Annotated in this window: 25 protein-coding genes; 10 read left to right on the forward strand and 15 right to left on the reverse strand. The window is 72.0% G+C overall.

Annotation, left to right across the window (positions count from 1 at the left end):
• The 3 genes from IRY44_RS18095 to IRY44_RS18105 all read right to left on the reverse strand — a co-directional run bounded on the left by IRY44_RS18095 (position 1) and on the right by IRY44_RS18105 (position 1,964).
• A complete protein-coding gene (locus tag IRY44_RS18095) occupies positions 1–1,203 on the reverse strand; it encodes a substrate-binding domain-containing protein (RefSeq protein WP_128136766.1) in 1,203 nt (400 codons plus the stop codon).
• A gap of 216 nt (positions 1,204–1,419) precedes the next feature.
• On the reverse strand, positions 1,420–1,665 hold the full coding sequence (locus tag IRY44_RS18100; protein WP_194801478.1) for a hypothetical protein: 246 nt from the start codon (positions 1,663–1,665) through the stop codon (positions 1,420–1,422).
• Positions 1,662–1,964 carry a DivIVA domain-containing protein gene (locus tag IRY44_RS18105; RefSeq protein ID WP_194801479.1) on the reverse strand — a complete coding sequence of 101 codons (303 nt, stop codon included), beginning with the start codon at positions 1,962–1,964 and terminating at the stop codon, positions 1,662–1,664. Before IRY44_RS18105 ends, IRY44_RS18100 begins: the two co-directional genes overlap by 4 nt.
• Positions 1,965–2,206: 242 nt before the next feature.
• On the opposite strand from IRY44_RS18105, the gene IRY44_RS18110 reads away from it, so the two are divergent.
• Positions 2,207–2,470, forward strand: coding sequence for a GntR family transcriptional regulator (locus IRY44_RS18110; protein ID WP_305070331.1), 264 nt, complete (start codon positions 2,207–2,209; stop codon positions 2,468–2,470).
• Between the two features lie 341 nt (positions 2,471–2,811).
• Here the strand turns inward: IRY44_RS18110 and IRY44_RS18115 are convergent, their stop codons facing one another.
• Positions 2,812–3,933: a glycerophosphodiester phosphodiesterase gene (locus IRY44_RS18115; protein ID WP_194801480.1), complete on the reverse strand. Its 1,122-nt coding sequence runs from the start codon at positions 3,931–3,933 to the stop codon at positions 2,812–2,814.
• Between the two features lie 106 nt (positions 3,934–4,039).
• Here IRY44_RS18115 and IRY44_RS18120 point away from each other — a divergent pair, with 106 nt between their 5' ends.
• Complete coding sequence (locus tag IRY44_RS18120; RefSeq protein WP_194801481.1) at positions 4,040–5,374, forward strand: TrkH family potassium uptake protein; 1,335 nt, start codon at positions 4,040–4,042, stop codon at positions 5,372–5,374.
• Positions 5,364–6,032: a TrkA family potassium uptake protein gene (locus IRY44_RS18125; protein WP_194801482.1), complete on the forward strand. Its 669-nt coding sequence runs from the start codon at positions 5,364–5,366 to the stop codon at positions 6,030–6,032. The genes IRY44_RS18120 and IRY44_RS18125 overlap by 11 nt, the downstream gene beginning before the upstream one ends.
• Positions 6,033–6,088: 56 nt before the next feature.
• Here the strand turns inward: IRY44_RS18125 and IRY44_RS18130 are convergent, their stop codons facing one another.
• From IRY44_RS18130 to IRY44_RS18160, 7 genes are all read right to left on the reverse strand, one after another.
• Positions 6,089–7,708, reverse strand: a complete 1,620-nt coding sequence (locus IRY44_RS18130) for a serine/threonine-protein kinase (RefSeq protein WP_194801483.1) — start codon at positions 7,706–7,708, stop codon at positions 6,089–6,091.
• 71 nt (positions 7,709–7,779) lie between these two features.
• Positions 7,780–9,336, reverse strand: coding sequence for a fused MFS/spermidine synthase (locus IRY44_RS18135; protein ID WP_194801484.1), 1,557 nt, complete (start codon positions 9,334–9,336; stop codon positions 7,780–7,782).
• A 36-nt stretch (positions 9,337–9,372) separates the two neighbouring features.
• Positions 9,373–10,410, reverse strand: coding sequence for a hypothetical protein (locus tag IRY44_RS18140; RefSeq protein WP_194801485.1), 1,038 nt, complete (start codon positions 10,408–10,410; stop codon positions 9,373–9,375).
• A gap of 184 nt (positions 10,411–10,594) precedes the next feature.
• Entirely contained in the window at positions 10,595–11,404 is an 810-nt protein-coding gene (locus IRY44_RS18145) for an inositol monophosphatase family protein (RefSeq protein WP_194801486.1), read from the reverse strand.
• Entirely contained in the window at positions 11,397–11,849 is a 453-nt protein-coding gene (locus IRY44_RS18150; RefSeq protein WP_194801487.1) for a response regulator, read from the reverse strand. Before IRY44_RS18150 ends, IRY44_RS18145 begins: the two co-directional genes overlap by 8 nt.
• A complete protein-coding gene (locus IRY44_RS18155) occupies positions 11,846–13,585 on the reverse strand; it encodes an ATP-binding protein (RefSeq protein WP_194801488.1) in 1,740 nt (579 codons plus the stop codon). Before IRY44_RS18155 ends, IRY44_RS18150 begins: the two co-directional genes overlap by 4 nt.
• 20 nt (positions 13,586–13,605) lie before the next feature.
• Positions 13,606–14,844 (reverse strand): PP2C family protein-serine/threonine phosphatase, encoded by a 1,239-nt coding sequence (locus tag IRY44_RS18160; protein WP_194801489.1) that lies wholly within the window; start codon positions 14,842–14,844, stop codon positions 13,606–13,608.
• A gap of 221 nt (positions 14,845–15,065) precedes the next feature.
• On the opposite strand from IRY44_RS18160, the gene IRY44_RS18165 reads away from it, so the two are divergent.
• From IRY44_RS18165 to IRY44_RS18180, 4 genes are all read left to right on the forward strand, one after another.
• Positions 15,066–17,444: a M28 family peptidase gene (locus tag IRY44_RS18165; protein ID WP_194801490.1), complete on the forward strand. Its 2,379-nt coding sequence runs from the start codon at positions 15,066–15,068 to the stop codon at positions 17,442–17,444.
• Between the two features lie 153 nt (positions 17,445–17,597).
• Positions 17,598–17,993 (forward strand): hypothetical protein, encoded by a 396-nt coding sequence (locus IRY44_RS18170; RefSeq protein ID WP_194801491.1) that lies wholly within the window; start codon positions 17,598–17,600, stop codon positions 17,991–17,993.
• Between the two features lie 4 nt (positions 17,994–17,997).
• Positions 17,998–18,546 (forward strand): YciI family protein, encoded by a 549-nt coding sequence (locus IRY44_RS18175; protein WP_194801492.1) that lies wholly within the window; start codon positions 17,998–18,000, stop codon positions 18,544–18,546.
• A gap of 334 nt (positions 18,547–18,880) precedes the next feature.
• Positions 18,881–19,414, forward strand: coding sequence for a hypothetical protein (locus IRY44_RS18180; protein WP_228532309.1), 534 nt, complete (start codon positions 18,881–18,883; stop codon positions 19,412–19,414).
• Between the two features lie 83 nt (positions 19,415–19,497).
• On the opposite strand, the gene IRY44_RS18185 is transcribed toward IRY44_RS18180, so the two are convergent.
• The 4 genes from IRY44_RS18185 to IRY44_RS18200 all read right to left on the reverse strand — a co-directional run bounded on the left by IRY44_RS18185 (position 19,498) and on the right by IRY44_RS18200 (position 21,474).
• Positions 19,498–19,893 carry a CPCC family cysteine-rich protein gene (locus IRY44_RS18185; protein ID WP_194801494.1) on the reverse strand — a complete coding sequence of 132 codons (396 nt, stop codon included), beginning with the start codon at positions 19,891–19,893 and terminating at the stop codon, positions 19,498–19,500.
• A gap of 46 nt (positions 19,894–19,939) precedes the next feature.
• Positions 19,940–20,194: a Smr/MutS family protein gene (locus IRY44_RS18190; protein WP_013288724.1), complete on the reverse strand. Its 255-nt coding sequence runs from the start codon at positions 20,192–20,194 to the stop codon at positions 19,940–19,942.
• A 59-nt stretch (positions 20,195–20,253) separates the two neighbouring features.
• Positions 20,254–20,616, reverse strand: a complete 363-nt coding sequence (locus tag IRY44_RS18195) for a M48 family metallopeptidase (protein ID WP_018787684.1) — start codon at positions 20,614–20,616, stop codon at positions 20,254–20,256.
• An 87-nt stretch (positions 20,617–20,703) separates the two neighbouring features.
• Positions 20,704–21,474, reverse strand: coding sequence for an ROK family protein (locus IRY44_RS18200; protein ID WP_194801495.1), 771 nt, complete (start codon positions 21,472–21,474; stop codon positions 20,704–20,706).
• A gap of 85 nt (positions 21,475–21,559) precedes the next feature.
• On the opposite strand from IRY44_RS18200, the gene IRY44_RS18205 reads away from it, so the two are divergent.
• The 3 genes from IRY44_RS18205 (at position 21,560) to IRY44_RS18215 (ending at position 24,682) form a co-directional block, all read left to right on the forward strand.
• Positions 21,560–23,197 (forward strand): ABC-F family ATP-binding cassette domain-containing protein, encoded by a 1,638-nt coding sequence (locus IRY44_RS18205; protein ID WP_194801496.1) that lies wholly within the window; start codon positions 21,560–21,562, stop codon positions 23,195–23,197.
• Positions 23,198–23,235: 38 nt separating this feature from the next.
• Positions 23,236–23,553 carry a hypothetical protein gene (locus IRY44_RS18210; RefSeq protein WP_194801497.1) on the forward strand — a complete coding sequence of 106 codons (318 nt, stop codon included), beginning with the start codon at positions 23,236–23,238 and terminating at the stop codon, positions 23,551–23,553.
• 403 nt (positions 23,554–23,956) lie between these two features.
• A complete protein-coding gene (locus IRY44_RS18215; protein ID WP_194801498.1) occupies positions 23,957–24,682 on the forward strand; it encodes a methyltransferase domain-containing protein in 726 nt (241 codons plus the stop codon).
• Positions 24,683–24,746: the final 64 nt, after the last annotated feature.

Here is a 24,746-nt window from a genome sequence, read left to right on the forward strand (position 1 = left end):
TCAGCCCTTCATCTGCGCGACCGGCGGCGCGCTCTCGTCACCGGTGAGCGACTTCTGCGCGGTCGCCGTGAAGGCGGTGCCGCTGCCGGAGAGCTTCGCCTGGTACATCGGCTGGAGCAGGGCGTGGTCCTCGGCGCGGATCTTCATGGTGCCCTTGACGCCCTCGAACTCCCAGCCCTCCAGCGCCTTGACCATCTTCTCCACGTCGTCGCCGCCCTCCTGCACGGCCCGGACGACCATCTGCGCGGCGGCGAACCCGTCCGGGTGGAACAGGTCGAGCGTGCCGCCCGGCACCTTCGCCTTCGCGGCCTTGGCGGCCTCGGTGTCGCTCGCCCCGTCGAAGTAGTGCGACAGGAACGAGATCTTGCTGCCGGCCGCGCCGAACGTCGGCCACGAGGCGCGGATGTCCAGGCCGGTGACGACGGTGGTGGAGGCGAGGACGCCCTGCTGGTCGAGCGTCTGCCACATGGCGCCGGCGGTGGTGCCCGCCCAGGCGACGAAGAGCAGGTCCGGCTTGGCGGCCTTGATCTGGCTGGCGAACGGCGTGAACTCGGTGGCGCTGGCCGGGGCCCGGACGCTGCTCACGTTCGCACCGGCGCCGCCGATGACGGCCTTGACGGCGGCCTCGTTCGCGTCGCCGAACGCGCCGTCCTGCGCGAACACGACGACCTTCTTGCCGCCCGCGTCGCCGATGAACGACCGGGCGGTCACCACGTCCTGCCACGACTGCCGGCCGGAACGGAACGTGTACTTGTTCGCGCCGGTCACCGCGTCCGTGGCGGCCGGGCCGGAGATGAACAGCACCTTGTTCTGCGCGGCGATCGGCGCCACCTGGAGCGCCACCCCGGAGGAGGTGGACCCGGCGATGATCTTCGTACCCTTGCCGATCAGGTCCTTCGCGGCGGACACGGCCTTGGCCGGGTCGCCCGCGTCGTCGGCCTCGGTCACCTCGATCGTGCGGTCACCGACCTTGCCGGTGCCCTTCGTGGCGAAGTCGAGGCCCGCCTTGAAACCCTCGATGTACTGCTTGCCGTAGCTGGCGAGCGGCCCGGACTGGGAGTAGACCAGACCGACCTTGACCGGGGCGGCATCGCCGCCGCCGGATGCGGTGTCCTGCGGGCTGCCACAGGCCGTGGCGGCCAGAGCGACCGCCACCGAGGTGGCGGCGGTAAGGAACACCCGTCGCGTGTGCCGGATCGTCATTGCGACTCCAGGTGAGGACAGGGGGAATGTCAGTTGTCGGCTCACGCTAGAAGTGACGTCACCCACGGGCTATGTGGTCGGCGCACACAAGTCCCCGGGACGGGGTGGCCGCACGTTACAACGCCGGACATCGCCACGTAACCGCACCGACCCGGGATGGCCGTACCCACCACGCACGCCGCGCCGGGAATGTCGCCCCACGCCATCGCGCCCCGCTCACCGCCCGCCGCAGTCCCCGTCGTGGTCGGCCGCCCGTGCGCATCGTCGGCCACCGCCGCGCGGGCGGTCGCACCAGACCCAGTGGCGTACGGACTGCTCGTCCTCCCGCGACACGGTGGTCCCGGCGCGCTCCACGTCGGCCAGGAACCCGAGAGCCCGGCAGATGGCCCGCGCGAACCCCCGCGCGCCGTCGAGGTCGGCCGCGAGAATCGGCAGGTGTACGACGAACCGCTCCCGGCTCACCGCTGCGCGCCCGGGGTGAATCGGGACTGCCAGCTCTTGAGCGCCGCCTTGATGCGCGTGTTCTCCTCGGCGTACCGGGACGCGTCACGCCGGGCCAGCGCCAGGTCACCGGCCACCCGGTAGAGGAAGGCGTGCACCTCCGCCGGGTCGAGCCCGTGCCGCACCGTGCGGAACCTCCGCTCGCGGATCTGCCCGACGCTCAGCGGCCGGCACGAGTCCGAGCGGTACCAGCCCTGGTTCGGCGGGCCGCCCTTGCCACGTCGCCCGGATGGCTGGAACAGGTTGAGCACGTTACGCACGCCGATCCTCCTCACCGAGCCGTGGAGGCGGCCCGCCCGCAGACAGGGGACGCGGGCGGGCCGCCGACCCCGAGACCGCAGCCCGTTCGGCGGTACGACCCCGGAGCCCAATCCGGGTCCGACTCCCGAGGTTTGCCGAACCAACCGGAGCCGGACGCGGGTCAGCCTACCCAAAATACCTGTGTAGGTCGAGCGTCCACATCGGGCTTTCTGCTTGTTGCAGTTACTGGTGTAGGCCCGGCATGATCGGAGGTGCCGAACCGACCGGAGTCCTCACCATGCCTACAGCCGAAGCGCCATATCGTCAGATCGCCAACGAACTCGCCGCAAAGATCAAGAGTGGCGAGTTGAAGCCCGGCGACAAGCTGCCCTCGACCCGTGAACTCGCCGAGGCCTATGGCGTCCACATGAACACGGCGTCCCGCGCTCTCTCGTTGCTGCACGATCGCGAGCTGATCACCGGCCAGCCCGGCCGAGGCACCTACGTAGCCGAACCGCCGGCCTGATCAACTCCACTACGCCGAGGTGGCGGCATCATCCCGCCCGGAAGCAGCCACTTCCCCGAAGTGGCGCCCGCCCCGCACGACAAGCCCCGCCCGCCACCGCCCGCCACCGCCCGCCACCGCCGATCTTGGAGTTGTGGCGCCCAGGATGTCCGGATTAAGGCGCTTCGCGAGGTGCCATAAGTCCAAGATCGGCGAGGCGACCCCTCCACGGGGGAGATCTTGGTACGGAATGGCCCTTGGAGGGGCCGTTTCGTACCAAGATCTCGGGGGCCGCCGAGCGCGACAAAGCACGGCGGGGTGCCCGCCGCTTGCGGCGGGCACCCCGTCACAGGGAAGCAGGGTCAGCGGCCGGCTCGGGCGGCAACCGCCGTGTCGGGGTGGTCGCTGAACACGCCGTCCAGGCCCAGGTCGAAGAACAGCTCGTACTCGGACGTGATGTCACCACGCGCGTTCGGGTCGGTGCCGATCCGGAAGTCCACAGGCAGGAACTGGTTCTCGGCCCGGAACGTCCACGCGTGCACCACCAGCTTCTGCCGGTGCGCGTCCCGGATCACCGACGTCGGCGCGAGCAGCCGTCCGGCGGAGTCCCGGGGCACGATCAGGTTCTTGTTCAGGCCGACGCCGTCGGCGTACCGGGAGATCCAGGCCAGTCCCGCGGGCGTCGCAAGGTCCGCGTACGTCCGCTTGTCGCCGCCCGCGACGAAGTCGTAGGGCGCGCCGGACGCGTCCATGAGCTGCACCAACCGTACGTCGATCATCGTGTCGAGCTTGCGCAGGTTGGCGGTCTCGAAGCTCTGCACGAACACCGGGTCGTTCCGGTGGGTGAGCCGGTTGCGGCGCAGCACCGCCACCAGCGGCTCCTCCAAGGCGCGACCGATCGAGGCGAAGTAGGTCGGGTGCTTGGTCTCCGGGTAGACGCCGATGGTCCGGCCGCGGGCCTTCGACTCGGTCCGCGCCAGGTCGATGACCTCCTGGAACGTCGGGATCTCGAATTTGCCGTCGAACGCGGTGTTGGCGACCCGCACCTGCGGCAGCCGCTCCTTGGCCCGCAGCGTCTTCAGCTCGGCCAGCGTGAAGTCCTCGGTGAACCAGCCGGTGACTGTCACCCCGTCGATGGTCTTCGTCGCCTTGCGGGCGGCGAACTCGGGGCGGGCGCCCACGTCCGTCGTACCGGAGATCTCGTTCTCGTGCCGCGCGACCAGGACGCCGTCCCTGGTCGAGACCAGGTCCGGCTCGATGAAGTCGGCGCCCTGGCGGATGGCGAGCCGGTAGGCCTCCAGGGTGTGCTCCGGGCGGTAGCCGCTCGCGCCGCGGTGACCGATCACGATCGGCCGCTGAGCCGGGCGGGCCTGCTCGGCGGCGCGGTGGTCGGGGCCGGCCTGGGCGGTCACGGCCGGCACCACCACTGCGGCCGCCGCGAGCAGCGCGCCGGCCACGCCGAGGGCGGAAAGGGTACGTCGCAACGCCGTCTCCTGTCGTCGATGGGTACGCACAGCAGACCGGGCGTGGTTGACCGCCAGTTGGTCGGTTCCTGACCTGCCGGTGAATCTCCGGACGGAAGATGACGGGGTGCGCCGCCTGCTCCGGAAGCCCGTACGGCTGGTGCCGTTGGGGTTCCTGGCGGTGATCCTGGCCGGCACCGGCCTGCTCATGCTGCCCTGGGCCACCAGCGAGCAGCGGTACACCCCGTTCGTCACCGCGCTGTTCACGTCCACGTCGGCGGTGTCGGTGACCGGGATGGCGGTGACCGACACGCCGAACTACTGGAACGGCTTCGGACTCGTGATGATCACCGTGCTGACGCAGCTCGGTGGTCTGGGCATCCTGACCGGGGCGTCGCTGGTGATCCTGGCCGTCTCCCGCCAGCTCGGCCTGCGGAACCGGCTGCTCGTGCAGGCGGAGACCGCCGAGTTCGGCCTCGGCGACGTACGCCGGCTGCTGCTGCGCATCGCGGCGACCGTCTTCGTCACCGAGGCGCTGATGACGGCGGTGATCGCCGCGCGCCTGTTCCTGGCGTACGACTACCGTCCGGGCCGGGCGCTCTGGTCGGCGGTGTTCCACTCGGTGCAGGCGTTCAACAACGGCGGGTTCACCCTCTACTCCGACGGCCTGATCGCGTTCTCCCGCGACGGCTGGGTGGCGCTACCGCTCAGCGTCGGCGCGATCATCGGCGGGCTCGGTTTCCCGGCGCTGTTCGAGGCGGTACGCGAGTGGCGGCAGCCCGCGCGCTGGGCGGTCGCCACGAAGCTGACCGTCTGGGGCAGCGTGGTACTGACCGTCTTCGGCGTCGCCTACCTGCTGATGGCAGAGTGGGGCAACCCGTTCACGATCGGCACGTACGACGTGCCGGGCAAGCTGCTGGCGTCGTTCACCCAGATCGCGTTGAGCCGTACCGGCGGCTTCGACGTCATAAGCGTCGGGCACCTCACCGACGAGAGCTACCCGATGCTGATCGGCCTGATGTTCATCGGCGGCGGCAGCGCCAGCACCGCCGGCGGCATCAAGGTCTCCACGTTCTTCCTGCTCGGCTTCGCCATCTGGGCCGAGCTGCGGGGCGAACCGGACACCACTGTCGGGCGCCGCCGGGTGGCGGCGGCCAGCCAGCGGCAGGCGCTGACCGTGGCGCTGCTGAGCGTGGCGCTCGTGGCCGGCGGGACGGTCGGCCTGATCGCGCTGACCTCGCACATATCGTTCTCGGCCGCGTTGTTCGAGGTCACCTCCGCGTTCAGCACCACCGGCCTGACCGTCGGGGTGTCCGGGCAGCTCTCGCCGCCGGGCCAGTACGTGCTGACCGCGCTCATGTACATCGGCCGGATCGGGCCGCTCACGCTCGGCTCGGCCATCGCGTTGAACACCCGTCGACGGCTGTACCGCTACCCGGAGGAGCAACCCATTGTCGGCTAGACATCCGGAGGAGACCGGCATCGCGGTGATCGGCCTGGGCCGGTTCGGCGCGCGCCTGGCGGACTCCCTGTCCCGCCTCGGTTACGAGGTGCTGGCGATCGACCACGACCCGAACCGGGTCCAGCACTGGTCGGCCGACCTGGACCGGGTGGTGCAGGCGGACAGCACCGAGGAGGTGGCGCTGCGGCAGCTCGGGCTGGCGGACTTCCGCCGGGTCGTGGTCGCGATCGGGGCGTCGCTGGAGGCGAGCGTGCTCACCGTACTGGCGCTGGCCGAGCTGGGGATCGAGCAGATCTGGGCGCGGGCCACCTCGGAGAAGCACGCGAAGATCCTGCACTCGGTGGGCGCGCACCACGTGGTCTTCCCGGAGGCGGAGACCGGCGAGCGGGTGGCGCACCTGATCGTCAGCCGGATGCTCGACTTCATCGAGTTCGACGACGACTTCGCCATCGCCAAGATCAAGGTGCCGGCGCCGCTGGTCGGGCGGTCGCTGCGTGACATCGCACCGCAGGACCGGTACGGCGTGATGGTGGTGGGTGAGAAGCAGGCCGGGGAACCGTTTCGGTACGCCGGGCCGGACACCGTGCTGGAGGCGGACAGCGTCCTCATCGTGGAGGGCGGCATCACCCAGGTGCAGCGCTTCTCCGCGCTGACCTGACCCTCAGCCCTTCTTCGGACCCTTGCCCTTGCCGTGCTCACCCCCCTTCGGCCGGTCTACTTTGCTTTTCCCTTCGGCCCCTCCTTGCCCTTGGGCTTCGGCGCGGCCTTGGGCTTCGGTTTCGCCGGCGCCGGCTTGGCCTTCGCCGGCCCGCTCTTGGTGGTGGTCTTGGTGGCCGGCTTGACCGGCGTCTTCACCGGCGGCGCGGTGGTCGGCGCCGAGCCGGCGATGCCGGAGACCTGCACGCCGCAGGTGCTGCCGCCGAGCGTGAACTCCACAGGCAGCGTGTTGCTCCCGGTGTAGCGGCCGGCCAGCGTCAGCTTCGTCGACGCGCCGGGTGCCAGCGCCGGGTCCGTCGCCGGTGCGGCGATCGACACGGTACGCCCCGCCTGACGTGCCGGGGGCTGGGCCGTGGTGACCGTCTGCTTGCCGGGGAACGTGAAGTTCATGGTCCAGCCGCGCAGTTCCCGGTCGCCGGTGTTGGTGAGCGTCAGCTCGGCGGAGAAGTCCTTGCCGGTGTCGCGGCGCAGCGAGTAGTCGACGGCACAGGGGATCGGCTCGGGCAGGCTCATCCGCGCCTCGGTCGGTTCCACCCCGCCGCTGGCCGGGCTCCGCGACGTCAGCCCCCACAGCGTGGCGGTAACGGCGATCAGCCCGACGGCGGCGACCCCGGCCTCCACCTTGCGCCGCCGCGCCACCGCCCGCCTCGTGCGGGTCCGTACCACCGAGAACGGCAGCGCGTCGGTCTCCGCCGACCAGGGCAGGATCGTGGTGCCGGCGTTCTCGGCGAGCGCCGGGTCCATCCGGCCGAACGCCGGCGACACCGGCACGATCGCCGCGATACCCGCTGCCTCGGCGAGCGTACGGGCCACCTCGGCGGTCGCCGGGCGGTCCTCGGGGCGCTTCGCCAGGCACCGCTGTACCAGCGCGGCGACCGGCTCGGGCAGGCCCGGCACCGCGGGCATCGGGTCCGGGTCGCGATACATGTGCGCGCGCAGCATCTCGGTGGTGGTGCTGGCCTGCCACGGCAGACGGCCGGTGAGCATCCGGTAGAGCAGCAGCCCCACCGCGTACACGTCGGTGGCGGGCGAGACGTGCCCGTTGTCCAGCCGCTCCGGCGCGAGGTAAGCCGGCGTGCCGAGCAGCGCGCCGTCCGGCCCCTTGTCGCTCTCCCCCACCAGCGCCGAGATGCCGAAGTCGACGACCTTCACCCCGGTCGGGGTCAGCATCACGTTGCCCGGTGTGACGTCCCGGTGCACCACGCCACGGGCGTGCGCGGCGGCCAGCGCCGAGGCGACCTCCGCGCCGATGGTCATGGCCTCCCGCCAGGGAAGCTGCCCGTCGCGGCCGAGCCGCCCGCTGAGCGGACCGCCGTCGACAAGCTCCATGACCACGTACGGCACGGTCAGGCCGACCTGCACGGACTCGCCGTAGTCGTACACGTTTGTGATGTTGGGGTGGCACAGCCGCGCGGCGGCCTGCGCCTCCACCCGGATCCGGTGCCGGAACGCCTTGTCGCTGGCCAGCCGCGAGGCCAGCACCTTGACCGCCACCTGACGGCCCAGCACCTCGTCGTAGCCGCGCCAGACGACCGACATGCCGCCCGCGCCCAACTGCTCGACGAGCCGATATCGCTCGCCGAGCAGTTGCACGCCGTTCCTGACCGGTCCACCCATGGTCGGTCCTGTTGCCCGAAGTCGACCCTGGTACACCTCAGCGGTCGGAATCGGTCAGGAAAGTCACCCGTTCAGGCGGTCGCGAGCAGTTGGTCCACCGGCGCGTAGTCGTCGGTGAGCACCATCGCGTCGCCCACCCATGCGGTCACCGCCGCCTCGTCCATCAGCGAGGCCGGCTCGGGCAGCAGCTTGAGGCCGGGCGGGATCGCGGCGAGCGGCAGCGGCGCGTCCGAGGCGACGATCACGAAGTTGGCGCCCTGCTTCCCGTCGATCGCGCCGGGCGGGGCGATCAGCGCGACGTGCGCGAACTCGGCCTTCACGGTGGCCAGTTCGGCCCGGATGAACCGGCCCGGCGGGTAGTCGATGACGTTCTGCACGTAGATGCCGTCCGGGCGCAGCACCCGCCGGATGTCGGCGGCCATCTCCCGGGTCGCCAGGTGCCACGGCACGACCAGGTGGCCGAACGCGTCGCCGACGATGAGGTCGCGGCTGTCGGCCGGCTCGCCGCGCAGCAGCACCCGCGCGTCGCCCACCTCGGCGCGCATCCCCGATCCGGTACGCAGGCCCAGCTCCCGCCGGTCCAGCTCGACCAGGCCGCCGTCCAGCTCGAACACCAGGTTGTCGGTGCCGGGCCGGGTCGCGGCCAGGTAGTGCGGCACGGTGAAGCCGCCGCCGCCCAGGTGCAGCGCGTCGATCGGCTGCTTCGCCGGCCGCGCCACGTCCGCGACCAGGCCGATCCACTGCGTGTACGCGTACTTCAGGTGGGTCGGCTCGCCCAGGTCGACGTACGAGTGCTCGGCCGAGTTGAGGTAGAGCGTGCGTCCCTGCGGCCACGACGGGTCCACCTCGACCCGGGCGCAGTGGTAGGCGGTCTCCACGTCGCACGGGTTCGGCGCCGCGGCGGTGAGCCCGGCGGCGGCCAGACCGAGCAGCGCCAGCGCGGCCTTGACCCGGCCCGGCGCGGACAGCCCGCTCGGGCCGGCCTGCCGGCGCAGCCAGAAGCCGAGCGCCAGCCCGGTCACGCCGAGCACGGCGGCCAGCCCCAGCACGATGACGGTGCTGGACAGCGCCGCCACCAGCACGAAGCCGGTGCCGAGCGTGGCGGTGATGCCGCCGAGCGTGCCGATGCCGGACAGTTTGCCCACCACCTGCCCGGTGCGGCGCAGGTCGGCGAGCTGGAGCTTCACCACGAGCGGGGTGATCCCGGCCAGCAGCGCGGCCGGCAGCAGGACGGTGAGCGCGGTCAGCAGGAGCACCGCGCTCGCCGCGCCGCCGCGCAGCGCCTCACCGGCGTACCTGACGATCGGCAGCGTGACCGCGGTGGCGATGCCGGCCAGCACCAGCGCCGGAGCGAGCAGGGTGCGCGGGTCACGCCGGTCGGCGAGCCACCCGCCGAACCACGCCCCGTACGCGATGGCGGCCAGCGCCATGCCGATCACCGAGCTGGTCACCTGGAGGGTCACCCCGACGTACGGGCCGACCAGGCGCAGCGACACGGTCTCCAGCACCAGCACGGCACCGCTGGAGAGGAAGACGAGGAACGCGGCGAGCCCGTTGGGCAGGGCCCGGGGCGGGACCGGGGCGTCGGCCGCCGGTCCCGCGATGACGTCTGACGATGTGCTGCTCACCGTGGCGATGCTACGCAGCGCTCGCGGCGGGCCGGGTCAATACATCGAGATGTGAACATGGTTTGTGTGGTCCGCTGCCGGGCTGCCACCGCCGCTGTACGCGCGCCAGCCGGTGTTCGGCATCCAGATCTGCCGATACCAGATGACGTACATGATGCCGAGTCGGTTGGCGTTGTTCTTCGCCCAGGCGGCGAGGCTGTCGCCGTACGCCTTGTCGCCGCCGGTGGCGGTCTTGTCCTCGAACCCGCCGCTGGCGGCGGAGAAGTCGCAGGCCCGGCCCTTGGGGTGCTCGCCGCCGCCACCGCTGCGGTGACACGAGGCGTAGCGCTTGTAACCGGCCGACTTGGCCTGCTGGAGCATGTGCAGCGTGCGCGGCGTGATGCAGCCGGACGCGGGCGTCGGGTCGTCCACCGAGCAGGACTCCGACGGCCACGAGCCGTCCGAGTTGCGCGGGGCGGGCTTCGCCGACGAGGAGGTGCCGTTGAATCCGGACCCGGCGCCGGAGCTGACCTTCGCCAGCGCCACCTCGGCGTCCTTCTTCTTGCGGGCCTGCACCGCGACCTGCTTGGCCTGCTCGCGCACCTCGGCGTCGATGGCGAGTTTCGCCTCGGCCGCCTGCGCCTTCGCGTCGGCCAGCTCCCGCAGCCGCTTGCTGTCCCGCTGGGCCATCACGTCCAGCTCGGCCGCGCGCTTGAGGAAGTCGTTCGGGTCGGCGCTGGCGAGCAGCATCGACGTCGCGGTCAGCCGGCCCATCCGGTACGACTGCGCGGCGACCTCACCGGCCTGCGCGCTGAGCCCGACGAGGCGTACCTCGACGTCCTTGAGCTGGGCGGCGAGCGCCTTCTGCCGGCGCTTGGAGTTCTCCAGCTTGTTCTGGGCCTCGATGTGGCCCTTCGCCGCCGCCTCCAACGCCGCCCGCAGCTGCTTGCTGCCGCCCTCGTTCGGGGCGTTCGGGCTGGGTACGGCGGCGGCCGGGCCGGCGGCCACGCCGGAGCCGAGCAGCACGGCCACCGCGGCGAGCGCGGCGAGCAGCGACCGCCGGACGCGCCGGCCGGTAGGGCTGGTCCTGGGCACGTGTTGGTCCTTCCGTCGACCGCCGGCCCCCGTACACCGAGCGGCGTCTCCGCCGGCGCCGGACGGCGGCCTGCTGGCGGAGACCGCCGGTCACGATACCGGACCACACGCGACGCGCCAGGCCGGCGACGGCGTACGGCGTCCGACATCGACGCAGCGTGCCGCGCCCGTCGCACTACGCCGCTCAACCGCCCAGCAGGGCGGCGCTCACCTCGTCCCAGATCTCCGGGCTCGACGCCACCAGCAGTCCCCGGCCGTCGTCGGCCGGGTGGTAGTCGGCGCCGTCGAACCGGCGGGCCACGCCACCGGCCTCGCGCACCAGCAACGTGCCGGGTGTGTGGTCCCACGGCAGGGTGCGCCAGAACAGCACGAACTGCTGCTCGCCGGTGAGCACGTCCAGGTATTCCCGGCCCGCGCAGTGCTGGCCGGGCAGCAGCTCACCGATGCGGCGGCCGCCCTCCTCCACCCGGCGGCGGAAGTCCGGCGGCAGGAACTTCGTCGCCGCGGTGCCGCGCAGCGCGCCCACCCGCGGCTCGGCCGGCGGCGCGCTCAGCGACGCCCCGTCCAGCTCGGTGCCGGCGCCGAGCCGACACGCCGCCATCGTGCCGTCGAGCGGGTCGTACACCCAGGAGGCCACCGGTACGCCGTCGGTGAGCAGCGCCGCCATCAGCGCGAACGGCCGGCGACCGGCGGCGAAGTTGGAGGTGCCGTCGACCGGGTCGACGAGCCACACGTCGCCGCTGCCGCGCAGGTGCCGCAGCAGGTCCGGGTCCTCGGCGACGGCCTCCTCGCCGACCACCACCGAGCCGGGACGCAGCCGCCGCAGGCCCTCGGAGATCAGCACCTCGGCCTCGCGGTCGGCGACGGTGACCACCTCGCCCGGCGCCTTCTCGGAGATGTCGGACGCGTCGAGCCGGCGGAACAACGGCACGACGACCTTGGCCGCCGCCTCCTTCAGCAGCGCGCCGACGTCGTCCAGCAGCGGGTCAGCCACGCGGCGGCAGCTTGACCACGCTGACGAAGAACTCGTCGATCTGGCGGACCACCGAGATGAAGCGCTCGAAGTCCACCGGCTTGGTCACGTAGGCGTTGGCGTGCAGCTGGTAGCTGCGCAGGATGTCCTCGTCGGCCTGCGAGGTGGTGAGCACCACGACCGGGATGCGGCGCAGTTCCTCGTCCTTCTTGATCTCCTTGAGCACCTCCCGGCCGTCGCGGCGGGGCAGGTTCAGGTCGAGCAGGATCAGGTCGGGCGTCACCGCGTCCGCGTACCGGCCCTCGCGGCGCAGGTAGGCGAGCGCCTCGGCGCCGTCGGAGACGACGGTGAGGCGGTTGCGGAGCTTGTGCTCCTCGAACGCCTCCTGGGTCATCAGCACGTCGCCGGGGTCGTCCTCGACGAGCAGGACCTCGATCGGGCTCTTGCCGTCCGCGGGCGCGGTCATGCCACCGTCTCCTTCATGCCACCGTTTGTACCGTGTCGGTCCGCCTCCGCGGGCGGCTCTTCGCGTGCCTCGCCGTCCGGCTGCCGCCCGGCGTCCGCCGGGTCACCGTCGGCGGCCGGCGCGTCGGCCGGTTCCGCGGCATCCGCCGTGTCCTCGTCCGCCGCCTCCGCCGCCTTGGCGGCCTCGATGTCGGCCTCCAGCGCGGGCAGCGTGAACCGGATGGTGGTGCCCTCGTCGGTGTCGGTGTCCACCCAGACCCGGCCGCCGTGATATTCCACGATCTTCTTGACGATGGCCAGCCCGATGCCGGTGCCCGGGTACGCGTCCTTGGAGTGCAGCCGCTGGAAGATCACGAAGATCTTGTCGGCGAACTCCGGCTCGATCCCGATGCCGTTGTCCCGGCAGCTGATCTCCCACTCGCCGTCCACCAGCCGCGCCGACACGTGCACCTTCGGCGGCACGTCGGGCCGGCGGAACTTCACCGAGTTGCTGACCAGGTTGACCAGCAGGTTCGTCAGCAGCGGTTCCTCGCCGCGGATGGTGGGCATCTCGCCCCAGGTCAGGTCCGCGTCGGCGTACTGCAACGCCGCCTCGGTCTGCCCCGCCACGTCGCCCATCACCTTGTTCAGGTCGACCTCGGTGAAACCGGTGGTCAACCGGCCGATCCGGGAGAACGCCAGCAGGTCGTTGATCAGCCGCTGCATGCGCTGCGCGCCGTCCACCGCGAACGCGATGTACTGGTCGGCCCGCTCGTCGAGCTGCCCGGCGTAGCGCCGCTGCAGCAGCTGGCAGAAGCTCGCCACCTTGCGCAGCGGCTCCTGGAGGTCGTGCGAGGCGACGTACGCGAACTGCTCCAGGTCACGGTTGGAGCGGGTCAGCTCCTCGGCCTGCTTCTGCAACTGGCTGTTGACCCACTCGATGCGCTCCCGCGCCTCGCGTACCTCGTCCAGCTCGCGGGCGATCTTCATCCGCATCTGGTCGATGTCGTCGGCGAGGCGACGGAACTCCGGCGGGCCGGACCCCTCGATGCGGTGCCGGTAGTCGCCGTCGGCCACCTCGCGTACCTGGCCGACCAGGTCGGCCAGCGGGCGGATCAGGATCCGGTCCAGCGAGACCAGCATGACCACGCCGGCCGTCGTCACCACCAGCGCGGCGATGATCAGCAGCACGACCAGCGTGTTGCTCGTCTCGTTGACCCGGTCGGCGGTCTCCTGCCGGACCGTGAGGATCTCGTCCTGGAGCGTGTTCACCGACGTGCGGATGCCGTCGAACTGCTGGCGCGTCGCATCAGTGATCAGCGCCTGGCCGGCCGCCGGGCCGTCCCGCTCGACTGTGGTGATCACCGGCTCGGCCACCTGGGTCCGCCACTGCGCGGTCTGCTGCTCCACCACCTCCAGCGACCGGCGCACGTCCGGGTAGTCGGCGGAGAGATCGCGGATCGAGGTGACCAGGCTCTGCTCGCGCCGCACGCCCTCCCGATAGGGCTCCAGGTCGCTGCGGTCCCCGTTCACCGCGTACCCGCGCACCGAGGTCTCCTGGTCGAGCAGCACGCTCATCAGTTCCTGCGCCTGGACGCGCAGCGGACCGGTCTTGAGCAGCACCGCGTCGATGTTCTGCCGGTTCTGCGCGGCGACCGCCGCCTCCGCACCGGCCAGCCCGAGCAGCAGCACCACCACCACGCCGAGCAGCGCGGCCACCCGCCGCCGCAGGGTCCACCCCTGCTGGTACGCCTTCACAGGTTCCTCCCCGTAGCCCTTCAACGACCACTACCGCGGGTCACCAGCAACATCGCCACGTCGTCGGCCAGCGGGCCACCGTTTATCTGCTCGGCCCGTCCGACCAGCCAGGCGGGTAGCTCGGCCAGCGGCACCGCCCGGTTCGCCGGGTCGGCGAGCAGCCCGGTCAGGCCCGGTACGTCGAGCCGTTCGTCACCGCCGTCCACCCGGCCCTCGATCAGGCCGTCGGTGTACATCAGCAGGGACCAGTCGTCGGTGTCGAACTCCAGGTCGAAGGCGACCGGGCGGCGCGGGCGTACGCCCAGCAGCAACCCGCCCTTGGCCGGCACCGGCGCGACAGTCCCGCCGCTGAGCAGCAGCGGCGGCGGATGACCGGCGAGGCGTACGGTGGCCCGCGCCGACGCCAGGTCGAGCCGGGTGGTGGCCACCGTCGCGAAGATCTCCTGGAGGCGGCGCTCGCTCATCAGCACCTGCTCCAGCGCGGGCAGCACCTCGTCGTCCGGCACCCCGGCCAGCACCAGCGCCCGCCAGGCCACGCGCAGTTCGACGCCGAGCGCCGCCTCGTCCACGCCGTGCCCGCAGACGTCGCCGACGATCAGGTCGATCCGGTCCGGCCGGGTCTGCACCACGTCGTAGAAGTCGCCGCCGATCAGCGCGGCATGCCGGCCGGGCCGGTAGAACGTGTGCACCGACACCTCGTCGGTGGTCATCAGCGGCTGCGGCAGCAGGCCGCGTTCCAGGCGGGCGGACTCGGCCTGGCGCAGCTCCACCTCGCGCAGCCGGCGGGCGTTCTCGTCGGCGCGCTTGCGCTCGACCGCGTACCGCAGCGCCCGGGTCAGCAGGACCCCGTCGACCTGGCCCTTGACCAGGTAGTCCTGCGCGCCCTCGGCGACCGCGACGATGCCCAGGTGCTCATCCGAGCGGCCGGTCAGGACGCAGACGGCGGCGCCGCTGGCCATCTCCAGCACCCGGCGCAGGCCGTCCAGGCCCTGCGCGTCCGGCAGGCCCAGGTCGAGCAGGACGCAGTCCACGCCCATCACCCGCTGCCGGGCCTCGCTGAGGCTGGTGGCGACCAGCAGGTCGATCATCGAGTTGGTCTCGGCGAGCAGCTCGCCGACCAGGAAGGCGTCGCCCTCGTCGTCCTCGACCAGCAGCACCCGCAGCCGCTCGCCCGGCGGTACGCCGCCGTGCAGCCCCGCCCCGGCCGACGGCACGTAGGCGGCACCCGACGCGCCGGCCCCACGGACCGGTCGGGTCACCGCCGCGAGACGCGGGAGTTCGCTGGTGATGTCGGACTCCTTCCGAATGCCCTGCTGATCCTGGCTGACACAACGGTCCCACCCCGACAGCGGCACGGTCGACCCACGATGTTACGCCGGGAGCGCTGTCACGCCCGCAGCGCACCGACCGAGGACTGCCGCCGCGGCCCTCGGGGGTGCAGGATGATCCCCACCCCGTAGATCCACCCCGAGGAGTCCCTGTGGGCGCACCCCCCACCCGCCCCGCCGACCGCGCGTTCAGCAGGCCCCGCCGCCGGCCGATCGCCGCCCTGGCCGCGCTCGTCGCGCTGCTCGCCGTCGGGGCGGGCGTCCTGGTCGGCCTCTCCACCCCGGCGCCACGTCCGGCGGACGCGCCCGCCGGCGACTTCAGCGCCGCCCGGGCGTTCCGCAACGTCGAGGTGATCGCCGCCGAGCCGCACGTGGCGGGCAGTGCCGCAAACGACCGGGTACGCGAGCACCTGGTGGCGACGCTGCGCGGGCTGGGCCTTCAGACCGAGGTGCAGGACACGGTCGCGCCCGAGGCCGGGCAGCTGTCCGGCGCGGCGGGCGGGGCGACGCTGGCCCGGGTCCGCAACGTGGTGGCCCGGCTTCCCGGCACCGACCCGACCGGGAAGGTGTTCCTGGTCTCGCACTACGACTCGGTGCAGACCGGGCCGGGCGGCAACGACGACGCGGCCGGCACCGCCGCGATCCTGGAGGTGGCCCGGGCGCTGACCACCGGCCCGCGCCCCCGCAACGACATCGTCTTCGTGCTGACCGACGCGGAGGAGGCGTGCCTGTGCGGGGCCGCCGGGTTCGCCGGCGACCATCCGCTCGCCCGCGACGGCGGGGTGGTGCTCAACCTGGAGGCGCGTGGCTCCACCGGCCCGGTGATCATGTTCGAGACGTCCCGGGACAACGCGAAGCTGGTCGAGATCTTCGGCAGGGCCGCGCCGCACCCGGTGGGCACCTCGTTCGCGGTGGAGATCTACCGGGCGCTGCCGAACGACACCGACTTCACCGCGTTCCTGGACCGGAAGTTCGTCGGGCTGAACTCCGCGTACATCGACGGCGGCGCGATCTACCACACCCCGCTGGACGTGCCGGCCCGGATGGACCGGGGCAGCCTCCAGATGCACGGTGACAACGCGCTCGGCCTGGCCCGCGAGTTCGGCCGTACCGATCTGAGTGACCTGAGCGCCGACCACGACGACACCTACTTCCCGGTGCTCGGCGGCCTGATCAGCTACCCCGGCTGGCTGACGGTGCCGCTGGCCGTGATCGCGCTGCTCGCCGTCGGCGCCCTCGGCTGGCTCCTGCGCCGTCGGGGCCGGGCCACCGCCGGCACGCTCGCCGCCGGCTTCGGCCTCACCCTGGTGCCGGTCGTCGTGGCACCGCTCGGCGCGTGGCTGCTCTGGGCCGCGATCACCACGATCCGCCCCGGGTACGCCGAACTGCTCGACCCGTACCGCCCGGTCTGGTATCGGCTCGCCGTCGTGGCGCTCGCCGCCGCGGTGCTGTTCTGCTGGTACGCGCTGCTGCGCCGCCGCGTCGGCCCGGCCGCGCTGGCGTTCGGCGGGCTGGCCTGGCTCGCCGTGTTCGGTGTGCTGCTCGCCGTGGCGGTACCCGGCGGGGCGTACCTGACGACACTGCCCGCCCTGGCCGGTGCGCTCGCCGGTTTCGCCGCGCTCGCCACCCGCCGCGACGGACCGTGGCCGGTGGTCGCGGTGACGCTCGCCGCCGCGGTGGCAGTGGTGATCCTGCTGCCTCCGGTGGTGCTGCTGTTCCCGGCGCTCGGCATGGGCATGGGCGCGGTAGCCGCGCTCGTCGCGGTGCTGCTCGGCCTCGCCGTACTCCCGGTGGTGGACCTGTTGCACCCACGGGCCGGCGGCCAGCGCGGCCTGCTCGCGCTGCGCGCACGCCGGCTCGGCGCGCTGCCCGCCGCGGCCGCCGCGCTGGCGGCGGTGGTGCTCACCGGGGTCGGCCTCGCAGTGGACCGCTTCGACGCCGCACATCCCGTGCCGACCCATCTGATGTACGCGCTGGACGCGGGCACCGGGAAGGCGGCGTGGCTGACTCGCGAGGAGAAGCCGCAGCCCTGGACCGACGGTTACGTCGACCGGAGCATCTCGCTGGCCGACGACTTCCCCGGGCTGGGCGACGGCGAGATGCGCGCCGGGCCGGCCACGGCCGCGCCGCTGCCCGCGCCGAAGGTGGAGACGCTCTCCGACACCCGCGACGGTGACCAGCGTGTGCTGCGCGTGCGGGTGGTGCCGCAGCGGCAGGTACGCCTGCTCACACTGCACGTCGACACCGGCACCGCCACAGTGCGGTCCGCCACGGTGGCCGGGCGGAGCGTGCCGGTCGAGCCGGGCGACGGGAAGTGGGGGTTCGGGATCGTGTTCCACGCCCCGCCGCCGGAGGGTGTCGAGGTCACGCTGACGCTCGTGCCGCGCGGCGGTGCCGTGTCGGTGCGGGCGATGGACGCCAGTGACGGGGTCTCCGGGGTGCCCGGGTTCCGGAAGCGGCCGGCGGGTGTGGGAGTGGTCGGCTCGCACAGTTCGGAGATGCTGGCGGTGGCGCGCACGTACCCGCTCTGACCGCCGCTTGATCGACACCAGCGCTTGATCGACACCACCTCGCCGAAGTGGCGGTATCCGCGCGCCGTGATACCGCCACTTCGGCGTACTGGAGTCGGCATGATCCCGCGAGCGGGTCTGACAGCGTCAGTGGATCTCCCTAGCATCGGTGCCGTGGGATACAACGTGGAGCCGTCCGGCCGCCTGCACCTTCCCGAGGGCGACGAGGCGGCCGCTCTCGCCGCTGTCCGGGTCGCCTGCTCCCAGCGGGACGGCTGGTTCGACCCGGACCTGCCACCCACGCCCGAGACGTTGACCGACATGGCGTGGGTGGGTGCGGCCACGTTCGTCCGCGACGGCGACTGGATCGAGGTCGGCCAGAGCCGGGACGACTTCAAGTGGTCGGGCCAGGCCATCGCCTTCTACGTCGCGCTGGCCCCGTTCGTACGCGCGGGAACCGTCCGGTTCGAGGGCGAGACGGGCGAACGCTGGTCCTACACCTACGCCGACGGCGGGATCACGCAGCAGGGATACAACGGCTGGGACGGCTCCACCGAGCTGGCCGGCTGAGGGCATGGACTTCTTCTGCTACCACCGGGACCGGCACGGCTCGAAGGCGTTGCGGAGTGACCTGGTCGAGGAGCACTGGGCCTACATGGACCGGTTCGCGGAGCAGATGATCGCGCGCGGCCCGACCCTTGCCGTCGACGGCACTCCGACGGGAAGCGTGCACATCCTGGGCCTGCCCGGCCTCGCCGACGCGCGGGCGTTCGCCTTCGACGAGCCCAACTACCAGGCCGGCGCGTACCGGGACGTGATGCTGCGCCGGTGGCGGAACATGCTGGACCGCACCATGTGGGACTTCCCCGGCGGCCGGACCGGCGGCAACCGCTACCTGGTGCTGGGCCTCGGCCCGGAGCAGGACGACGGCCCGGTGCTTCCGCAGCGGCAGGACGAGTTGATCGCGTACGGGCCGTTGCTGTCCGACGACGGCGTGACGTGGGTGGGGACGGCGGCGCTGGTGCGGGCGACCGGGCCGGACGAGGCGCGCGCCGTGCTGGCCGCTGACCGGTACGCCGAGGTCGAGGTGCACAACTGGGTGTTCGGCGGCCGCCCGGCGTAACCGGCTACTCGTGATCTCCCAACCGGGTCTCACGGTATCCCCTTATGTCGTAGGCGACGTGCGGCTCGGCGAACTGCACAGGCTCTGTCGGTGCGGCGAGGGCGGTTCGCCGACTGGGGCACGCCGCCGAGTGTCCACAGGTGGCTAGGCTGGCGACGTGCCAAGCGATCCGGAGTGTGCGCGGCAGGCGCTGGCGATGTGGGACGGTTTCCCCGTTCACCGCGAGCCGCGTCCGATCGTGCTGACAGCGATGGGCATCAGAGCGCTCGACCGACTCATGGTGGACACGCAGTGGCGGTCGTTGTTCGACGCCCCCGGCGTCCCGGAGTCCGAGTTGCCGCCGGAGATCGCGCCGGCCGCCGTCGACTACTGCCGTGACGTGCAGAGCGGAGCGCAGAGACCGCTGGCGAACATCATCCGGGCGAACGGACCGTTCGCCACCGACCGGGGCACACGCGAACTCCCGGCGTGGATGATGCACCCCGACGACCGGCGATGGCCGTTCATCGCCTTGGACCCGGACTTCGAACGTCGGATGACGTGGCGGCCACCCGGCGTAGGAGCCGCTCATCACGAGGAGGCCGTGCTCGCGCACGATGGGCGCACCCTGACGTTCCGATTCATCGGAACGCCCGCGCAATACGCCGACTACCCCGACGCCGAGGTGTTCGAGACGGACACGGCGGTGCTCGTCGAGCCGGTGGAGGTCGCCCGCGACGGGAACGGTTATCGGCTGGACTACGCCGAGGAGCGCGAGGTGGTGGTGCGCCTGGCCGCTCCGCTCGGCAACCGGGTCCTGATCGGCGTCGGGCACGGTCCCGGAACAACCACCTTCGGCCTCCCCATAACGGTGCTCACCGCAGCCTGACCTGGTGAGCAGACGCGAAGGCGCCACCACCCCAGAGCGCCTGAGCGCTGGCCGGATGCGACCGGGTGTGCCGTCCGAGCACGTCAAGCCGTCCCGGGCGTTGATCGACGGCGTCTGTGCTCCCAACGGGCTCGTCGCTCGGCATAGGCACGCCGCGCATCCGACAGACTGACCGGCCGTTCGGCGTAGGCACGACGGGCATCCGTCAGACTGAGCGAACCGTTGGGGCCACCCCGCACCGTGTCCGCGTCCTCGTCGTCCTGCCCGTCGTCCTCCCAACCGCACACGAAGCAGATCTCGAACTGACCTCGCCCTTCGAGCGTCGGGTGCCGGCAGCAGGGACACGCGTAGGGTTCGCCACCCGCCTCGGCCACCACAGAACGCTGGTTCAGCCCCTCGACGTACTGCTCAAACCACCTGGTGCGACGCGCGAGTTCTTCTGCGGACGGCCCCTCCTGCTTGCCGGCATGCTCGTCCATCCTCTGCACCTCGCCTCGTCGATCGGTTGAAGTGACCGGGATACCGCTACTTCCAGCGGAAGTGCACGAAAAGGCGGCCGAAGTTCTTCGAGTCCTTCTCGACCCGGTGGTAGAGCTGCTTCACGTCCTTCTGGTCGAGGAAGCGCAGCACCTTCTTCTTCAACGCGCCGGAGCCCTTGCCCGGGATGATCTCCACGAGCGTGGCCTTCTTCGCCACCGCCTCGTCCATGATCCCGCGCAGCGCACGATCGATGTCGTGGCCCTTGTTGTAGATGTCGTGGAGATCGAGCTTGAGCTTCACGGTCCCATCCTAGGTACGCCGAAGGGCAGCCCGGGCGGGCTGCCCTTCCGCGTCATCGGTCAACGACCGACCTTGCCCTCCACCCGGCGCAGCGCGGTGGCGTAGTCGGTGTTCGTCGAGTACATCGCTGCCGCGATGCGCAGGTGCCGCAGCGCGTCCACCGGCCGGTTCATCCGCTCCAGCGTGCGGCCGAGCACGTGGTGCGCGTAGTGGTCGCTCGGGTCCCGGTCGACCAGCTCGCGCAGCTGCTCCTCGGCCCGGTTGAGCTGGGCCGACTGGAAGTACGCGCGGGCCAGCAGCTGCCGGACCGAGGAGTTGTCCGGCTCCGCCTCGATGATCGGTTCGAGCAGCCGGGCCGCTCCGGTCGGGTCACCCGCTTCGAAGAACATGGTCGCCCGCCGGTACTCCGCCAGAAGATCCACTCGACCCACCTCCTCGTGTCGCGCCAGGCCCTAGGTCCGACGCTGGCACAACACCGGCGCGAGCGCGAGTGTTCCTCGGGGCGAAGATCAGGTGGTCGGGTCGTACCGGCCGCCGATCAGGTCCCAGGCCCGGACACCACCGACGATTCCGGCAGTGTTCGGGACGATCACCACGTCGTCGCCCATCCGGGCCACCTGCTCGGGCCGGATCAGCCGCGAGTTGCCGCCGCCGAGATACAGCCGGTCCCAGCGGAACACCGGCCGCAGGCCGTCCACCACCTGCCGGATCCGCCGCGACCAGAACGCGTCGCCGAGCCGCCGCCGTTCCGGCTCCCCCACGTACGTGTCGTACGTGGTGTTCCACCGCACCGGTGCGTGCGACAGCTCCAGGTGCGGCGCCAGCACCCCGCCGTCGAACAACGCGCTGCCCAGCCCGGTGCCGAGCGTCAGCACCAGCTCGCAGCCGGTCCCGGCGACCACGCCCGCGCCGTGCACCTCGGCGTCGTTCAGCACCAGCGCCGGCACACCGAACGCCTCGGCCAACGCGGTGCGCGCGTCGTACCCGGACCACTCGGCCAGAAGTTCGGGATCGACGCGGCTGCGCGGCCCGGAGCGGGTCACGTAGTGCGGCGTCGCCACCACGACGCCGTGCCGGATCATGCCGGGCATGCCGACGGTGAGCCGGTCCGCCGCGGGCAGGCGGGCACCGAGATCCAGCAGCGTCTTGACGAACAAGGCCGGCGGCAACGGGTACGGCGTGGGCACGCGCAGCGGCCGTGCGCGCATGGTTCCGGCGGCATCCAGTACGGAGGCCTTTATCCCGCCGCCACCACAGTCGATCGCCAGTGTGGTCACCACGGCTGTGAGTCTCCCTCAGACCGGCGCCGCCGCGAGCGCGGGTCACGGTAATCCGGATGCGCCCGCCGGTAGGCTCGGTCATCTGATGAGCGCCACGTTGATCGCCAAGGACCTCACCGCCGGCCACGGTGACCGCCTCCTCTTCGAAGACCTCGACCTGGTCGTCGCGCCCGGCGACGTGGTGGGGCTGGTCGGGGTCAACGGCGCTGGCAAGTCCACGCTGCTGCGTACCCTCGCCGGTCTTGTCCCCCGCGAGCAGGGCTCGGTCTCGCTCAGCCCGCCCACGGCGACGGTCGGCTACCTGCCGCAGGAGCCGGAGCGCCGGCCCGGCGAGACGGTCCGCGAGTTCCTGGCCCGGCGCACCGGGGTGACCGCCGCGCAGGCCGCGCTTGATGCCGCCACCGAGGCGCTCACCGCCGGGACGGCGGGCGCCGACGACACGTACGCGAATGCTCTGGAACGCTGGCTCGACCTCGGCGGCGCGGATCTGGACGAACGGGCCGCGCAGGTGGCGGCGGAGCTGGGTCTCGACGTCGGCCTGGACCATCCGATGACCGGCCTGTCCGGCGGGCAGGCCGCCCGCGCCGGGCTCGCGTCGCTGCTGCTCAGCCGATACGACGTCTTCCTGCTCGACGAGCCCACAAACGACCTCGACCTGGCCGGGCTGGACCGGCTGGAACGCTTCGTCACCGGGCTGCGCGCCGGGACCGTGGTGGTCAGCCACGACCGGGAGTTCCTCACCCGCACGGTCACCCGGATCGTCGAGCTGGACCTGCACCAGCGGCAGGTCAACCACTACGGCGGTGGCTACGCGGCCTACCTGGAGGAGCGGGAGGTGGCGCGCCGGCACGCCCGCGAGGAGTACGAGGAGTACGCCGACACGAAGGCCGACCTGGAGGCGCGCGCCCGCACCCAGCGGGCGTGGATGGAGAAGGGCGTCAAGAACGCCCGCCGCAAGGCCACCGACAACGACAAGATCGGCCGCAAGTACCGCGCCGAGTCGACCGAGAAGCAGGCCGCGAAGGCCAAGCAGACCGCCCGGCTGATTGAGCGGCTGGAGGTGGTCGAGGAGCCGCGCAAGGAGTGGGAGCTGCGGATGGAGATCGCCGCCGCGCCCCGCGCCGGCGCCGTCGTGGCCTCGCTCCGAGGAGCAGTGGTACGCCGTGGCGGCTTCACGCTCGGGCCGGTGGACCTGCAGATCGACTGGGCCGACCGGGTGGCGATCACCGGGGCGAACGGCTCCGGCAAGAGCACCCTGCTCGCCGCGCTGCTCGGCCGGCTGCCACTGGACGAGGGGCACGCAGCGCTCGGCCCGGGTGTGGTGGTGGGCGAGGTCGACCAGGCCCGAGGGCTGTTCCTCGGCGACCAGCCGCTGCTCGACGCGTTCGGCGCCGCCGTACCGGACCTGGCCCCGGCCGACGTGCGCACGCTGCTGGCGAAGTTCGGGCTGCGCGCCGACCACGTGCTGCGGCCGGCGGCGACGCTGTCGCCCGGCGAGCGGACCCGGGCCGCGCTGGCCCTGCTCCAGGGGCGCGGCGTGAACCTGCTGGTGCTCGACGAGCCGACGAACCACCTCGACCTGGCCGCGATCGAGCAGCTGGAGTCGGCGCTGGCCACCTATCCCGGCACGCTGCTGCTGGTGACCCACGACCGGCGGATGCTCGACGCGGTGAGCGTGAACCGGCGGCTGCGCGTCGCGGACGGACGGATCGCCGAACACTGATCCGTGCCGACCGGCGCGCGCGGGTCCACAATGAGCGCATGCTCAAGTGGGAGTACGCGCTGCTGGTCCGCCGCCGCCAGGCCGCCGCCACCGACGCCGGGTGGGAGGTCGTCTTCATCTGGTACGGCCCGGACGGCTCCATGATCGACGTGACGCCGTACGGCGACACCGCGCTGGCCCACCTGAACCGGGCCGGTGACCAGGGCTGGGAACTGGTCGCGATGAGCGAGGACCCGTCGCTGCCGGGCAACAACGAGTTGCACCGCTACCACCTCAAGCGCCCGAAGGCAGCGGCCGCCCAGCCGCGCCAGCGCATTCGAGGCTCCCGCACAGTCCGCCGAACCCTCTCCCCCTGACTCGCCTTCCTCTCTCCCCTCCCGCCGCTGATCTTGCAGTGACGGCCCTCGCCTGCCCCTTTCGCGAGCTTGGTCCGGGCCGCAACTCCATGATCGACGAGGCGCAGCCCAGACCCCCGCCATCGCCGCGCACAACCCGACCCGAGACCGGCGGTGATCAAGGAGTTTGGGTCCATCCACGCCCGAGTCGCGGGAGATCTTGGAAGGAAAGTGCCCCCATAGGGGCCGAAATCTTCCAAGATCTCAGGCACACGCCGGTGGTCGGACGGAGGGCTGGGGCGCGATTGGGCGGGCGGGGCCGACGCGGGCGGGGCGCGGTTGAGCGGGGGGCCGGGGTGGACGGGGGCGTGCTGGCGGGGTATATCGGGGCGAATCGGGGGTAACGGGCCGCCGGAGGTGGCGCATGGTGGCGATGGGGCAGACCGCGCTCTCGGGTGAGCGACTCCGGCAGACCGACGGCTTCCTCGCCGAGGCGTGGGCCGACATGGTCCGGCACGACGAGCGGCTGCGCGGAACAGCGGTCGAGGTGCGCTTCGACCGGGGGGTGGCGCACCTGACCGGCGAGGTCGCCGACCCGGAGCAGCTACGGCTGGTACGGGAGCTGATCGGCCGGCTGTCCGGCGTACTCGGGGTCTGGTGCCGGGTCACAGTGGCCGGGCGGGCGCCGGTGGTGGTCGACCTGGGCTGCGGCGCGACCAAGCAGTGGCCGGGCAACCTGGGGCTGGACATCTACCCGGCGCCGGGCGTGAACGCGGTCGCCAACCTGGCCGGCTCGCTGCCGCTGCGCGACGACTCGGTGGACGTGTTCTTCGCGGTGCACATCGTCGAGCACCTGATCGACTTCCTGCCGCTGTTCGACGAGTGCCACCGGGTGCTGCGGCCCGGCGGGGTGCTGCACGTGATGAGCCCCTGGTGGCGGCACGTCAACGCGGTGGCCGACCCGACGCACGTACGCCTGCTCGACGTGCAGACGTTCAAGGGCATCTGCGGTCAGCGCCCACCCGGTACGCCGCGCTGGTATCCGCTGCACGTCGGCTGCGACGGCGCCTCGATCTTCGCCGACCTGACCCCCCTGCCGCCGGACGCCCCCGCCCCACCCCCGTCCCACCTGGCCCGCTTCTTCGACTGACCCTCGCCGACCACCCCCAGGACCACCCCCAGGACCACCCCGTCGATCATGAAGTTGGCGGCAC

The organism is Micromonospora sp. ANENR4, from assembly GCF_015354395.1.
GTDB lineage: Bacteria > Actinomycetota > Actinomycetes > Mycobacteriales > Micromonosporaceae > Micromonospora > Micromonospora aurantiaca.

Coding starts and splice junctions, on each gene's coding strand:
- IRY44_RS18175 (WP_194801492.1), top strand. CDS start 17,998: ATGGACTTCTTCTGCTACCACCGGGACCGGCACGGCTCGAAGGCGTTG.
- IRY44_RS18095 (WP_128136766.1), bottom strand. CDS start 1,203: ATGACGATCCGGCACACGCGACGGGTGTTCCTTACCGCCGCCACCTCG.
- IRY44_RS18130 (WP_194801483.1), bottom strand. CDS start 7,708: ATGGGTGGACCGGTCAGGAACGGCGTGCAACTGCTCGGCGAGCGATAT.
- IRY44_RS18110 (WP_305070331.1), top strand. CDS start 2,207: ATGATCGGAGGTGCCGAACCGACCGGAGTCCTCACCATGCCTACAGCC.
- IRY44_RS18185 (WP_194801494.1), bottom strand. CDS start 19,893: ATGGACGAGCATGCCGGCAAGCAGGAGGGGCCGTCCGCAGAAGAACTC.
- IRY44_RS18205 (WP_194801496.1), top strand. CDS start 21,560: ATGAGCGCCACGTTGATCGCCAAGGACCTCACCGCCGGCCACGGTGAC.
- IRY44_RS18150 (WP_194801487.1), bottom strand. CDS start 11,849: ATGACCGCGCCCGCGGACGGCAAGAGCCCGATCGAGGTCCTGCTCGTC.
- IRY44_RS18210 (WP_194801497.1), top strand. CDS start 23,236: ATGCTCAAGTGGGAGTACGCGCTGCTGGTCCGCCGCCGCCAGGCCGCC.
- IRY44_RS18215 (WP_194801498.1), top strand. CDS start 23,957: ATGGTGGCGATGGGGCAGACCGCGCTCTCGGGTGAGCGACTCCGGCAG.